Source organism: Fructilactobacillus frigidiflavus (assembly GCF_044054575.1).
Taxonomy (GTDB): domain Bacteria; phylum Bacillota; class Bacilli; order Lactobacillales; family Lactobacillaceae; genus Fructilactobacillus; species Fructilactobacillus frigidiflavus.
In genome coordinates, this window is record NZ_CP168716.1 from 823,677 (window position 1) to 838,092 (window position 14,416).

Below are 14,416 nucleotides of genomic sequence, written 5' to 3' on the forward strand. Positions count from 1 at the left end.
AATAAAAAGTGCCCAAGCGGAACTGAAGTTATAATATTGAACAGATAAATAAAAGCATCTTCGTTAATTATTCTTGATAGAATTAATTAAAACTCGGAGGTGTTTTTACTTTGGTAAATAATAAATATTCATATGAAACAAAACTTGAAGCCATAAGGCTTCTAAATGAAGGTGTTCCTGGAAGAAAAATATGTAAAAAATTAGGTCTTAAAAGCGATGGACTAATTTATACTTGGAGAAAATATCTAAGAAACAATGATTATCAGAGATTAAGACAACCAGCAGGTAAACAATATAAATATCATAAAGGCGATGATGAGTTGCCATTAAAAATCAAATATGAGCTAGAACTTAAACAAAAAGATGAGGAATTAGCTGTTGTAAAAAAATATTTAATCAAGGAAAGGTTGTGGTAAATAAATCAACGATAATTATGATTGATAGTTTTAAAGGTATTATTCCAATAAAACGTGTTTGTGAGATACTTAGAATTTCTAGGAGTACTTACTACTATCATAAAAATCATTTAATGGATAACGAATTAACTGATACTGAATCAGAAGTTAAAAATATTTGTATAAAAACTAAGTTTTTATACGGTTATAGAAAGATTCATGCCATACTTAATAGGTTTTTTAACTGTAGTATCAGTAAAGTTCAAAAAATAATGTCTGAATTTGGCTGGGGTTGTCGAGTAAGACAAAAGCGTTCTCATAGGCCTGGTAATCCGTATAAGCAATTTGACAATATAATTAATCGTAACTGGGAATCAAATGCTCCATTAAAAAAGTTGACTACTGATATTACCTATATTCCATGCGGAGATAAGTTTATCTATTTATCAACAATTCTTGATGCCTATAATTCAGAAATTGTTGCATTTGAATTTTCTGAGCATCCAGATACAAAATTAGTTATTGATACATTAAACCAATTAGATAATATTGATGGTTCAATACTTCATAGTGATCAAGGAGCAACATATACTTCATTCGATTATTTTGATTTGGCACGCAAAAAAGGCGTCATCAGAAGTATGTCCCGAAAAGGAACTCCAGCTGATAACGCCATTATCGAATCATTTCATTCCACACTAAAGTCTGAAATGATTTATATCAAAGATAAACCAAAAGGTTTATCAGAGACAATTAAATACATTACTGATTATATCAAATTTTGGAATAACGAACGTATATTAACAAAATTAGGCAATCAATCCCCTGTGGAGTACAGAGAATTAAATGCCTAATTAAGATTATCGAATTTCGCTTTTATTTAATTGTTCAAATTAATAGTTGCAGTTCCAGCTAATGCAAGCTTGAGCACTTTTTTTGCTTTATTTGTTAAACGTATCATTTTCCACTTCACGAATGAAAGTTGCTAAATGATCATAATAAATAGGGGCATTATCAATCATATGGTGATGACCACCTTCTGGAGTAGAAACAAACTTGGCGTTCGGAATCATGTCAGCCATTCGTTTTCCAGTTTCCATTGGCATGGTTTCGTGTTCCCCAAATGTCACTAAAGTTGGCACTTTAATGTCTTTAAGATGATCCGTAAAGTTCCAGTCTTTCAATTTTCCAGTGATGACAAATTCATTATCACCTTGGAAAGCATTGTATAAAGGAACACTCATCGTTTCCGTTAAATGCGCAATCGCAGCTGGTTTCTTTCGGTCAACGTATTGGTCGTTAAGTTTGCCAACTAAGGCTTGGTAACGGTCATTATCGTAGTTATTTTCGGCTTCACATTTTTTCATGTAAGCCAATTCATCAGGAGTTAAAGCAGTTTCTCTGATTTGGGCTAAGTGATCAGTGTAATCGCCAATCCGGTCAACCATTGATGAAATAATCGCACCTTTCAAGTGATCACCGTATTTAGCAGCGTACATTTGAACTAAAGCACCACCCCAGGATTGACCAATGAGGTAGAAGTTATCTAAGCCGAGTTTTTGCCGAACTTCTTCAACTTCATCAACGAAGTATTTATAAGTTTCGATATTTGCTGCAACAGCAGGATCATCCCAATCGGGAGTATCGGAATACCATGAACCAAGTTGGTCATACATGTGGACTTGCACATCTAGTCCTTGTTGCTTTAATTGTTTAGCGGTATCTTCCCAGTATTCGTGAGTACCACCAGGTCCACCATGAAGGGCTAAAAGATGAATCTTACCTTCACCTTGCGTGTTGGTCCATAAATGGTAACCGTTATCTAACGTTAAAATTTTTGTTCCTTGTTTCATAATTTTCACCTACTTATAGAATTTATTTCCATAATACCACTAACTGGGGCATGTTATCATATAAATGAAGCAAAATTGAATTTTAATGAAAGCGCTATAATATAGTAGAAAAGATTAAAGAACTAATTAAGAATGACTTAATCGAGCTTGGTTTTAATATTTTAGACGGAATTCTTTTAAAATACGTTTTAGTTAAGTGGTAATCACCCTTAATGGTACAATAAAGAGAAAAGCTCAGTGCTTAATTCATGATTTGGGGGAATTGAAATGCAAAAAAAACAACGGGTGATTGTTCTAACTGGAGCAGCTGGAACGGGAAAAACCACCGTCCAAAATTATCTTAAGCAAACGTATGGGATTCCCCCAGTGATTACGCATACGACTCGGCCAGCTCGGTCAGGAGAACAAAATGGCATCAACTATTATTTTGAAGATGCGGCTAGTTTTGCGAAGCTTCATTTGTTAGAAAACGTGCAATACGCAGGCAATCAGTATGGATCTTCGTTAGAAGGGTTAGAACGAGCCCTGCAACACCATCAATTTGCGAGCATTGTGTTAGATACTGCGGGAGCGCTTACTTATCAAAAAAAATTAGGTAACCAGGCCGAAATCTTGTTTTTAGCAGTTGATCAGCAATCAGAAATTAAAGACCGGATGTTACAGCGCGGTGATCAATTAGCGGATGTCGAAAAAAGAATGCACAGTGCCGAAGTTAATCGTGATTTGCGGTTACCCGCGGCATTAGCCGGGCACGCTACGGTTATCAAAAACGAGAACTGGACTGATACCAAACAAAAAATTGACCGAATTATTAAAAAATTAAGCATTGATTAACCCTTTTTTAAAGTTAAAAGGGGATAATAAAAAGACTGACGAAAGGGGAATCATCTGATGAAAAGAGTTCCACCATTATTAACACCATTTGCAATTTTGACGATTTGTTTAACCTTAGGAGCCACTAATGTGGTAACGAATACGGTGACACATACTCAAGAAGGGGCTAAGGTTACCAAAACTGAGACCCCTGCTAAAACTGACCAGGATCAAACTGATTCTAATAATCAGACTAAGAGTCCTGATAAGACGGATGACACGAAAACGAGTTCCGACGATAGTAAAAAGACTGACTCCACTTCGACCAATTCCACGAACGATAATAAAGATTCAAATAGCACCAAAGCGAATACTGATGATAATAAAAAAACGGATAACAGTAGTTCGGACACCAATAAGCCGGCTACTAATTCGGATAGTACCAATAACTCTAGTAGTGGCAATAGTACTAATAGTAGTTCAACTAGTGGCACTGATAGTAGCAAGCCTGCCACGAATAACGCTAATTCTACCGCTACACCAGCATCAACCACGAATTCGACAGGGGGTAATCAATAATGTTTAGTATTTTAGACGGAATTAATTCTTGGTTATCTTATATCAGCATTGAAGCCAAGACCAAAGCCCGAATTTATACGATTCTTGGATTTTTTGGCTGGCTATATATGATTTACATTACCTATCGTTTTTTAACTAACCAAGTTTATATGCGGGGTTTATTAATGTTAGGGGCAACAATTGTGTTAGGTTACTTCTTATATTTGAACATTATCTATTATTTTACTAGAAAAAGTTCCAAGCTCGATGTGACCCCGATTATTAACAAAACCTTGCACATTCAACCGAAAGAAGCCGTTAAACCAGGAAGTCGCTATCGCGATATTCCCGCTAACGGGTTGTTTGATGAACGGCAAACGATGCCTGCTAAATTAGCAACTGATACCACAGAACAAGCTGCTATTAATGATTTAGCGGTGCAAATGATTCAAGAAAAACTAGTTGCGGATGATTATGCGGGCTTAGATGACCATCAAATTAAGGTGGCCTTAAAAGAAAACGCTAAGCCAGTCTATGCCATTGGAGAAGGCGCCATGATTCCTTATTTCTCCATGAAAAAAATTAATGATCAATATGTCGTTTATGCGGGAATTAACGAACCCCATGCCAAAGCCGTTGGTCACATTCAGACCGTGGGCTTACAATCAGTACAACAAATTGATTTATCAAAAATCAAGCTTTACTTGGCTGCCGCTTATTTGACGGGTGGTAAATGTAAAATGATGGGCCGCAGTGGGATTATTGAAACGGATGATAATTATCACGTGGAAGTTCAAGTGGCCTATACGAAAAAATAAGTTGATAAAAAAACCCGATAACAATCTGCATTGAAATGCGGTTGTTATCGGATTTTTAAAATTTAAGCAATAAAGTAACGTTGCTTAGAGTGATAGAAAAAGCCTACCAGTTATTAGCCAGTAAGCTTTAGCTAAATTATCAGTTCCATCACAAACTGGTAATTTAGTATCTCTATTAGTATTATTTATTGTAACATTTATGGTTAACTCATTAACTCAATTGGTGGTTAAATTGCTTAACCACTTTAATTTGATTTTCACTTACTTTTTGTTGTTGTTTTTCGGTATAAAGTTTTAAGCCTAACATCGCGATAAAGATGAGAATAAAGGCAATCCACAAGATTCGTTTTCGTTTTTTATGCATATAATTTACACTCCTTTTTCTTATTGTATCATGGAAATTGCATGGCAATTAGTTGACTAGTAAAAAAAATGTTGTTACGATAGTCGAGACGTATTAAGGAATTTTTAATAAACAATCAATGGAAAATGTTCCGCCGCCAAACCGAAATGATTTGTTAGCGGAGCATTTTTCATTTGCGAAAGGTGATGTATTATGACTGAAAAGAATCAAGCAAATGATCAAGATTTATCACGTGGATTAACTTCTCGGCACGTTCAAATGATTGCAATCGGTGGGGCCATTGGAACTGGATTGTTTCTGGGTTCTGGAACTGCCATTAAATCAGCTGGACCTGCTTTAATCCTCGCTTATTTAATTACTGGGATCTTTTCGTACCTAATGATGCGCGCAGTTGGGGAGTTATTACTTTCTAACACGAAGTTGCATTCCTTCATTGACTTTGTCCGTGAATATTTAGGTAACAAATGGGAATTTGCGATTGGTTGGGCTTATTGGTTAAGCTGGGCCAGTTTAGCAATGGCCGATTTAACGGCTTCGGGAATCTATCTCAGATTTTGGTTCCCGCAATTACCGCAATGGGTCACGCCGCTAATTGTTGTCGCTATTTTAGTAGCTTTTAACCTAGTTAACGTAGCTTGGTTTGGTGAACTCGAATCAGCCTTCTCAAGTATCAAAATTTTTGCAATTTTAGCATTAATTGTAGCTGGAGTAGGAATGATTGCCGTTGGTTTCCATACCCAAGGAAACACGGCTTCCTTATCTAACTTAGTGAGTCACGGTGGTTTCTTTGCTACTGGTGGCTTAGGCTTTATCTTAGCCTTTCCAATGGTAATCTTCGCCTTTACTGGGATCGAAATGGTTGGTTTAACGGCCGGCGAAACGAAGAGTCCCCAAAAGGATATTCCAAAAGCAATTAACTCCGTTCCCGTGCGAATCTTGCTCTTCTACGTGGGTTCAATGATTGTAATTATGTCAGTTTATCCATGGAATGAAATTAATGCGAACCAATCACCATTTGTGCAAGTGTTCTCAGGTTTAGGGATTAGCTATGCCGCTAATATTATTAACTTTGTTGTTTTAACGTCAGCTTTATCAGCTGCGAACTCAGCAATCTTCTCAACTTCTAGAACCCTTTATATTTTAGGTAATAACGGTCACGCACCTAAGTCATTTAGTAAACTATCAAAAGCAAATGTACCATACGTTGGAATTTTAGTTTCCTCATTTGTGTTCTTAGGAATTGTGTTATTAAACTACTTCTACCCAAGTAAGATTTTCGTCTTGGTAACTGGAGTAGCAACGATTAGTTTTATCTTCGTTTGGATTATCATCATGTTGACGCATATCCAATACAAACGGACTAATCCGAACCCAGCAGACACTTTCAAAATGCCATTTTTCCCTGGGTCAAGTTACTTAACTATCTTATTCTATCTAGCCGTTTTAGTAGTTTTACTTTTCAATGCAGAAACTAGAATTTCTGTAATTGCTACAGTTGTCTTCTTTGCGGTCATGATTGCCGGTTATGTAATTTGGGAACGGAAAAAAGAAGTTAAATAAGTAAATCACGAAAGACCACTATTCAAAGCCGATTAGTGGTCTTTTTTGCTACAATCAATTATAATTTTAATTACTATTAGTTAGTGAATGGAGAGCAAAAAATGAAAAATCGTGTAACTGACATTTTAAAAACCAAGTATCCAGTGATTCAAGCCCCCTTAAACTGGTTGACGGATGCAGAATTTGTGGCCGCCGTTTCCAACGCTGGTGGCTTAGGTAGCTTTGGCCCAAATGCGGGGCGAGTTTCTTTAGACCAAGATTCAATGACGGTAATGAGAGAACAAATTAGAAAAGCACAAAAACTCACCGATCAACCCTTTGCGATGACAATTGGCTTAAATCTGCAAGGACAAGAGCAATGCTATGCGCATAAAATTTTAGAAAATTCATTAGCAGAAAACGTGAACTACTTTATTGTTGGTGGAGAACCAGATGCAGAAATTTATCGGCAAATTAAAGCAGCAGGAGCGGTTTTAATTGCCAGAAGTTATAATCCGACTCCTGCTGAAGCCCAACTCCAGGAACGGCTAGGGGCCGACTTAATTGTTGCCACTGGTTATGATGAAGGGGGTGTCATTCCGACAAAGGGGAATGGAACGTTCACCACGGTGCCCCGAATTGTTGATGCCGTTTCCGTTCCCGTCCTTGCTGCGGGTGGGATAACTGATGTGCGTGGCATTCGGGCAGCCAGTGCGTTAGGGGCTGAAGGTTTCTACATTGGGAGTCGCTTCATTGTCACTAAAGAAAATCGGACGTCTTCAGCTGCCAAAAGAAAGATTATCGCTTCAACGGTGGAGGATCTGGTCTTAGTTGCTCCCCAACAACGTTCGATTCGCAATGCCAAGATGGATGAATTGGCAAAACGGTTTGAAGATGGTGATCACCATACGTTTGCTGCCACTCGCGAAATGGGCGGAACCCGGACGGCGATGTTAGAGGGTAAATTGGAAGATGGTGAAATTTCGATTAATACCGGAATTGATTTAATTAAAGCTGAACCCAGTGTTGCGGAACTAATGCACGAATTAATGCAAGATTATGAGTAAAAAATAAAGGATCCCAGAAATAATTTCTGAGATCCTTTTGTTTTATTTGCGTTTATGCACTTGGTAATAAAAGACGGGTACCCCTAAAGCAACGATGGCCAATGAAGCAAACACTCCAATTGGATCAGACATCACTTCTGAGATTAACACGAAGAGGGAACCTAAAATGGCAACGATGGGAGTGATTGGGAAAAGGGGAACCGAGAATTCACGTTTGATTTCGGGATTCCGTTTCCGGAGTAAGAAGACCCCAACGAAGGCCATAACGTAGAAACAGTAAATCGTGAAGATACATAGTTCAGAAAGTCGATCAGCACTACCTAAACAAATCATCACAGCCGCAATAAAAATCACGACAAAAATTGATAAAATTGGAGTTCTAGTTTTAGGATTAAGGTAAGCGAGTTGTTTTGAAAAAGGTAATTGTTCTCGTTCGGCCATGGCGTACATAATCCGAGGGAAAGTCATGATTTTACCGTTCATACAACCAATGATGGAAATGATAATTCCGATACTAATGACTTTTCCACCAATGGCCCCAAAGTCTTTGTTGGCAATGTAAGGGATCGCAGCAGTGCCCAACTCATGTAACTTTTCCGGTCCAATACTCTTTAAGACCCCATAAGCTACTAAAACGTAGATGGCTAAAACCGCTAAAATTCCAAAAGAAATGGCTTGGGGTAAGACTTTGCGGGGATTCTTAACTTCTCCCCCTAAGTTAGCAATTAAAATCCAACCATCAAAGGCGAATAAAGTGGCTAACATGGCAACTCCAAAGCCACCCGTCGTAGAATGAATTCCTTTAATCGTTTGGCCTAAAGCATCCGCGTGACCAAAGAAGAGGCCAAAAATAATCAAAGCAGCCACGGGGACTAATTTACAAGCCGTGGTAATTAAAGCAAAACTAGCTCCATATTTGTTAGGAAAGACGTTTAAAATTCCGACTAAAATGATACTACCTAAGGCAATGGGAAGATTCCAAATGGGGTCAGTGTGGAAAAAGGCAGAAGTTAGGATGGCTAAAAATGATCCTAAGGCTGCAATCATGGCTGGTCCGTAAACAATAATCTGGACCCACCCAGATAAAAAGCCCCACAATTCGTTGTACATTTCTTCCATGTAGGCATAAAGTCCACCAGTACTTGGAATTTGCGAAGCAACCTCCGCAATCGTAAGTCCGGCTGCCAAGGTTAAAATTCCCCCAGCAATCCAAGCCAAAATGGCGGCTTTTGCGGAGCCCGCATCGTTAATTACGGCGGCTTGCCGCACGAATACTCCACCACCAATAATCGTTCCAATCACTAAGGCTAAGGCAGCTGGTAAGCCTAGCGCTCGATTTAAAGTAACATCTTCTTGCTTTTTCATTGTTAATTCCTCCTAAAAATAAAAGCGTCTTTGACAATTGAATGTCAAGGACGCTTTCGCGCGGTTCCACCTAGATTCTTCTACCAAACTAGCAGAAGCACTTTTTTAATATTGATAAATGATTGCTTAAAGCGGCTAACTAAGATGTGGCATCCGAATTCCAGCAATCATCGGACTCTCTAAGAAACAGAGCTTAGCTTTCTTCTTTAAGATTATGAATTTATTGTACATTCATAATAAACACTTGTCAACGGTAAATGTCATTATTTTTCTAGGTATTGCGCATAACGAGCTGCATCGGGTTCGGGAAGTTCCACGGTTAGTTGGGTTCCAGTTTCCAGATAATCAGTGCTCGTCACGTGATATTTATGATTAAAATTAGCGACAATTTCGCCTTTATCGAACGGAATGATGAAGGTTTGGGTGACGTAGTTATTAAATAATTTTTCACTGATGACCTGAGTTAGTAGTTCAATTGAGGAATCATCTAGCGCGGAGATGATTAAATTATCACCTTCGCGGGCGGGATAATTGGCACCGGCTAAATCAGCCTTGTTGAAGACTTTCACCATGGGTAAATCAGGCACGCCAATTTCTTTTAGGGTGGATTCCGTCGTTTGCATCATGAGTTGTTGGTCGGGATCAGAATAATCGACGACTTGAATTAATAAATCAGCATTAGCGGCTTCGGCTAAGGTTGATTTGAAAGCTTGGACTAATTGATGGGGGAGTTGGCTCACAAATCCAACCGTATCACTTAACAGAAACTGCTTGTTGTCTGGTAAATGTAAATCCCGCACACTCGTATCAAGCGTGGCAAATAACATGTTTTTTACGAAAACTTGTTTTTCGTCATTTTCGCCAAACTTTTTCACAAGTTGGTTCATAATCGTTGATTTACCGGCATTAGTATAACCAATTAAAGCCACGGTCGGAATTTTATTTTCTTTCCGACGTTTGCTTTGGGTTTCGTAAGCCTTATCAATTTCCTTTAATTCACGCCGGACGTGATCAATTTGGTGTTCAATCGTCCGCCGGTTTAATTCAAGCTTGGTTTCACCAGCCCCACGGTTCGCAAGTCCGCCACCAGCCGATTGTTGGTCAAGTCGTTGGCCAGCTCCCGTTCGTAAGCGGGGAAGTTGGTATTTTAATTTTGCCATTTGGACTTGAAGTTTAGCTTCTCGTGATTTAGCCCGGTTAGCAAAAATTTCCAAAATTAAACCAGTGCGATCGATGACCGTTGCCTTGGTCTCATTTTCGATGTTTCGAATTTGGCTAGGACTAAGTTCGTCATTGGCGACAATTACTTGAGCACCCGTGGTCGTCACGAGTTGGGCAAGCAATTCAATTTTTCCCTTTCCAAAGTAAGCCCGTGAATCCGGATGATCTAACTTTTGGGTGACCGTTTCGATATTTTCCATGTTGTTGGCCATTACCAAATTTTTTAATTCTTCCATTGAATAATCAAATTGTTGATTATTGACGTTGAGCCCAATTGTAATAACTGGGGTGGTTGTTTTTTCCATATTGCTCCTTATTAATCTACATTATCGACGTGGTTATAGTATTCTACGTGATACTCGCCGTTTTCGTATACTAGTTTCGTGATACTGCCATTCAAAATTCGAGCCGTAATATCGATATCACTAAATTTGCTGACAATACTGCGAATTAAAGTCCCATGAGCGGCCACTAACACATTGTCACCGGGCTTAGCGTTACTAACAATTTCATCCATACCTGGTTGGACCCGCGCCCAAAATTGAGCATCATTTTCGGCTTCTCCAAATGGATCAGCATCCGCAATCATATCACGGGTTCGTTCAATCGAAAACATTTTAATCATGTCAGAATAATCAGTTGCCCCTTGAGGTCCACCAATCATGTTCCAAGCTTGAGACGTGTCGTTTCCTTCAAAGTAACCAAAGTTTTCTTCCCGTAAGGCCATCATTTGAATTGGTTCCTGAATATCAGCAGGATTAGCCTTTAAAATAATCCGGGCGGTCCGACTAGCCCGTTTGGTATCACTACTGTAAGCTTGGTCAAACTTGATGTTAGCGAGGTTCTTTCCAGCGACTTGGGCATCTAAAATCCCCTTATCAGTTAGGTCTGAATCAGCCCAACCTTGAATTCGCCGATAGTGGTTCAATTGCGTTTGTCCGTGACGCACAAAATATAAATTAATTCCTGTCATAATTTCCTCCGTACTGATTGCTTTTGCTTAAATTCTACCATATTTCGGTCCGTTATAATCGTGTTTAACCTGGGGGTATGTTAGAATTATTAGTCGAGTTGAACGACTGGGAGGTGCAGGATGACTGAATTAGAAAAAATTAAAGCATATGAACAAAAACATTTAAACTTTGTCCGCGAAAAAATTGGACAAGCCAAGGAAAAATTAACCAAAACAATTGCCAAAGCCAAAGCGGGACAAAAAAATCTCGAAAAAGATTTTTACAACGATGTCCGGGTTAAAACCAGTACTTATGGTGGTTTGATTGAAACCGGAGTGTCAGTCCGGCAGCAACAACAAATGTTGATGCAAAAGGAAAATCGCTGGCAAACGGCGACACGTGACATGGAAACGTTAGATAAGTTAGACAAAAATGCCTACTTTGCGCGGGTCGACATCCAAGAAGGGGCTCAGCAACCAGAAAAGATTTACATTGGGTTAGCTTCTTTTATCAATCCCGACCAACCCGATGAATATTTGATTTATGACTGGCGGGCTCCGATTAGTAGTGTTTATTACGATAGTGGCGTAGGTGAAATGACCTACGAGGCACCGATGGGGAAACAAACGGTCGATGTTTCTTTGAAACGCGAAATTCAAATCAAAGATGGTGTTGTCAAAAACGTCCTAGATACGGATGAAGCCGTGGGTGATCCCGTTTTACTAGAAAACTTGAGTCATCAATCGGCAACTAAAATGAAGAGCATTGTCGCCACGATTCAACAAGAACAAAATGCCATCATTCGAGACACAAGTTCAGACCTTTTGTTTGTCCAGGGGGTCGCCGGTTCAGGAAAAACAGCCGCCGTTTTACAACGAGTGGCTTACTTACTTTACCGGTACCGGGGAAACTTGAATCCCGGCCAATTGATCTTGTTCTCGCCCAACCAACTTTTTAATGATTACATTAACCAAGTTTTGCCTGAATTAGGGGAACAGAACATGGTCCAGATGACCTATTACCAATTCATGAGTCGGCGAGTACCACATTTAAAAGTCGAAACCTTACAAGAACGGTTTGAAGAAGCTTTAGATCCGAAACAACAAAACGTCACGACTTTTAAAAATAGTTTGGCTTTTTATGACTTAGTGAATCAGTACGCCACGAGTTTGAACCAAAAGAACATTCAGTTTAAAAACATTATGTTTAAAGGGAAAGTCTTTATTTCTAAGGAAAGAATTAAAGAAATTTACTATAGTTTTAACGATAATTATTCTCTAAGAACTCGCCTCGATGCGACTAAAGAAGTCTTAGTCAAGATTTTAAACGGGCACATCGGCAACGAAATGAAAGAACGTTGGGTTGAAGAAACGATTGAAGGGCTTTCCAAAGAACAACTCAAGTTATTGTATTCAAAATACGGTGACAAGATTGGTGATAGCGATAAAGAATATAGTTTCTTAGCCAAACGAATCGTTAAGCAAGCCTTTCGTCCCGTGCTAATGCAAATTAAAAAGCAACGTTTCTTTAGCATTAATCGGCAATTTGCCCATTTCTTAAAAGCCGTTCCGCAGTTAGTTGATTTGAGTAAATACCAGATTACGCCTGAAGACTGGCAAAAGAGCGTTGATAATACGATTGAACGCTTTAAAGCCGGTCAGATTAGTATGGCAGATGTTTCAATTTACTTAGCCTTGTTTGATTTGGTAACGGGAAAACGCCCAGACTTGAACATGAAATACTTGTTTGTCGATGAAGTGCAAGACTACACACCGTTCCAACTCGCCTACTTGAAGTGGAATTACCCCCGTGCTAAATTCACGCTACTCGGGGACTTGAACCAGGCCATTTTCACCCGACAAAACAGTCATACAGTGATGGATGATTTGAAGAAACTCTTTGATCCGGCCAAAATTCGCGTGATTAAACTCTTGAAATCTTACCGTTCTACGATGGAAATCACCGACTTTAGTAAGTACTTGATTCCCGATGGACAAGCAATTGAAGCCTTTGCGCGTAAAGGACCGAAACCGGTTATTGCGGAAGTTCCGACTGAAAGTGCAGCACTTGATTTAGTGGCTAAAGCCGTCACTAAGAATAATCAAGCAGCCGAATCAACCGCCATCATCGGTAAGACCTTGGCAGAATGTCGCGAAGTTGCGCAACAATTACAGGAAAAGGGCATTAAAGCGACCTTAATTCAAACCGAAAATCAACGATTGGTAAAAGGAGCCATTGTGGTTCCTGCTTACTTAGCTAAAGGACTTGAATTTGATGACGTCATTATGTGGGATGGATCAGCAAAGAACTATCCGACTGCTGCGGATGACAAGTTAGTTTATACGATTTGTACTAGAGCCATGCATAATTTGGAAATTGTTTCAATTGGGGCACCATCACCAATTTTTGCAAACGAACCGCAAGACCAGTACGAACTCGTGAAGGAGTAAGCATGGATAACTTTTATGTCTATGATAAAGCTACTTGGGAGCAGTTTTATCCCACTAATTTAAATCCGATTACGCTTGCTGACCTAGAAAACTTGAAGGCGTTTAACGATAAAGTTTCTTTAGATGATGTCACCAAAGTTTATATGCCGTTGGTCCATTTAATTAGTGAAGCATTGGCTAGTTATAAACAATGGCAAAATAAAAAGAGTGACTTTCTGCATCGGGAACCCCTGAAAGTTCCTTTTATTGTCGGAATTTCAGGCAGTGTCGCCGTGGGTAAATCAACGACGGCCCGTTTATTACAGTATTTATTTGCTTACCTGTTGCCTAATCGGAAGACACAGTTAATTACGACGGATGGTTTTTTGTATCCGACTAAAACGTTAGAAGAAAAGGGCATCTTAGCGCGGAAAGGGTTTCCCGAAAGCTATGACATGGCAGCCTTAATTGACTTTTTAGTGCAAGTCAAAGAGGGGAAACCAGCAGTAAAGGCGCCGCTCTATTCCCACGAGGTGTACGATGTCATTCCAGATCGATTTGCGGTGATTAATAATCCGGATATTTTAATTATTGAAGGAATTAATACGTTGCAAATTCCAGAAGGTCAGAATCTGTATGTAAGTGACTTTACTGATTTTTCGATTTACATTGATGCCGACGTTAATTTAATTGAAGACTGGTTTTTAAATCGGTTTCAACAATTAGTGAAAACGGCCGCTGATGATCCTGAGAATTATTTATATCGGTACACGAAATACAGTGAAGCAGAGGCCTTAGCGCTCGCCCGTCAGACTTGGGAAACGATTAATTTACCCAATCTCAATGAATTTATTTTACCGACGCGGGACCGCGCGAATGTGATTATTCACAAAGGACCGCAACACGTGATTGATCAAATTTATTTACGTAAATATTAAAAAAGTTTCTAGCCAGTTGGTTAGGAACTTTTTTTAGTTGTTTCACTTGTAAAATCTACAAATGTAAACTATAATTGATTTTGTATTTACAAGTGTAGACGAA

14 protein-coding genes are annotated in these 14,416 nt (G+C 39.1%); 9 read left to right on the plus strand and 5 right to left on the minus strand.

Annotation, left to right across the window (positions count from 1 at the left end):
* Positions 1 to 110 precede the first annotated feature (110 nt).
* Positions 111 to 416: a transposase gene (locus ACEPSS_RS04105; protein ID WP_395317661.1), complete on the plus strand. Its 306-nt coding sequence runs from the start codon at positions 111 to 113 to the stop codon at positions 414 to 416.
* On the plus strand, positions 410 to 1,249 hold the full coding sequence (locus ACEPSS_RS04110; RefSeq protein ID WP_395317663.1) for an IS3 family transposase: 840 nt from the start codon (positions 410 to 412) through the stop codon (positions 1,247 to 1,249). The genes ACEPSS_RS04105 and ACEPSS_RS04110 overlap by 7 nt, the downstream gene beginning before the upstream one ends.
* Positions 1,250 to 1,336: 87 nt before the next feature.
* On the opposite strand, the gene ACEPSS_RS04115 is transcribed toward ACEPSS_RS04110, so the two are convergent.
* Positions 1,337 to 2,248 carry a proline iminopeptidase-family hydrolase gene (locus tag ACEPSS_RS04115; protein ID WP_395317665.1) on the minus strand — a complete coding sequence of 304 codons (912 nt, stop codon included), beginning with the start codon at positions 2,246 to 2,248 and terminating at the stop codon, positions 1,337 to 1,339.
* A 267-nt stretch (positions 2,249 to 2,515) separates the two neighbouring features.
* Between ACEPSS_RS04115 and ACEPSS_RS04120 the strand changes: the two genes are divergently transcribed.
* Genes ACEPSS_RS04120 through ACEPSS_RS04130 form a run of 3 tightly spaced genes read left to right on the plus strand, consistent with a single transcriptional unit; the run spans position 2,516 to position 4,437 of the window.
* Positions 2,516 to 3,082 carry a guanylate kinase gene (locus ACEPSS_RS04120; RefSeq protein ID WP_395317667.1) on the plus strand — a complete coding sequence of 189 codons (567 nt, stop codon included), beginning with the start codon at positions 2,516 to 2,518 and terminating at the stop codon, positions 3,080 to 3,082.
* 57 nt (positions 3,083 to 3,139) lie between these two features.
* A complete protein-coding gene (locus ACEPSS_RS04125; protein ID WP_395317669.1) occupies positions 3,140 to 3,640 on the plus strand; it encodes a hypothetical protein in 501 nt (166 codons plus the stop codon).
* On the plus strand, positions 3,640 to 4,437 hold the full coding sequence (locus ACEPSS_RS04130; protein ID WP_395317671.1) for a DUF6681 family protein: 798 nt from the start codon (positions 3,640 to 3,642) through the stop codon (positions 4,435 to 4,437). Before ACEPSS_RS04125 ends, ACEPSS_RS04130 begins: the two co-directional genes overlap by 1 nt.
* Before the next feature lie 211 nt (positions 4,438 to 4,648).
* Here the strand turns inward: ACEPSS_RS04130 and ACEPSS_RS04135 are convergent, their stop codons facing one another.
* Entirely contained in the window at positions 4,649 to 4,801 is a 153-nt protein-coding gene (locus ACEPSS_RS04135; protein WP_395317673.1) for a hypothetical protein, read from the minus strand.
* Positions 4,802 to 4,993: 192 nt separating this feature from the next.
* On the opposite strand from ACEPSS_RS04135, the gene ACEPSS_RS04140 reads away from it, so the two are divergent.
* Together ACEPSS_RS04140 and ACEPSS_RS04145 are read left to right on the plus strand one after the other, a co-directional pair.
* Positions 4,994 to 6,361, plus strand: a complete 1,368-nt coding sequence (locus ACEPSS_RS04140; protein ID WP_395317675.1) for an amino acid permease — start codon at positions 4,994 to 4,996, stop codon at positions 6,359 to 6,361.
* A gap of 101 nt (positions 6,362 to 6,462) precedes the next feature.
* Positions 6,463 to 7,407 (plus strand): NAD(P)H-dependent flavin oxidoreductase, encoded by a 945-nt coding sequence (locus ACEPSS_RS04145; protein WP_395317677.1) that lies wholly within the window; start codon positions 6,463 to 6,465, stop codon positions 7,405 to 7,407.
* A 42-nt stretch (positions 7,408 to 7,449) separates the two neighbouring features.
* Here the strand turns inward: ACEPSS_RS04145 and ACEPSS_RS04150 are convergent, their stop codons facing one another.
* The 3 genes from ACEPSS_RS04150 to ACEPSS_RS04160 form a co-directional block, all read right to left on the minus strand.
* On the minus strand, positions 7,450 to 8,772 hold the full coding sequence (locus ACEPSS_RS04150) for an APC family permease (RefSeq protein ID WP_395317679.1): 1,323 nt from the start codon (positions 8,770 to 8,772) through the stop codon (positions 7,450 to 7,452).
* Between the two features lie 263 nt (positions 8,773 to 9,035).
* Entirely contained in the window at positions 9,036 to 10,298 is a 1,263-nt protein-coding gene (hflX, locus tag ACEPSS_RS04155; protein ID WP_395317681.1) for a GTPase HflX, read from the minus strand.
* An 11-nt stretch (positions 10,299 to 10,309) separates the two neighbouring features.
* Entirely contained in the window at positions 10,310 to 10,966 is a 657-nt protein-coding gene (locus ACEPSS_RS04160) for a histidine phosphatase family protein (RefSeq protein WP_395317683.1), read from the minus strand.
* A 120-nt stretch (positions 10,967 to 11,086) separates the two neighbouring features.
* Here ACEPSS_RS04160 and helD point away from each other — a divergent pair, with 120 nt between their 5' ends.
* Positions 11,087 to 13,396 carry an RNA polymerase recycling motor HelD gene (gene helD, locus ACEPSS_RS04165; protein WP_395317685.1) on the plus strand — a complete coding sequence of 770 codons (2,310 nt, stop codon included), beginning with the start codon at positions 11,087 to 11,089 and terminating at the stop codon, positions 13,394 to 13,396.
* A 2-nt stretch (positions 13,397 to 13,398) separates the two neighbouring features.
* Positions 13,399 to 14,313 (plus strand): type I pantothenate kinase, encoded by a 915-nt coding sequence (gene coaA / locus ACEPSS_RS04170; RefSeq protein ID WP_395317686.1) that lies wholly within the window; start codon positions 13,399 to 13,401, stop codon positions 14,311 to 14,313.
* Positions 14,314 to 14,416 lie beyond the last annotated feature (103 nt).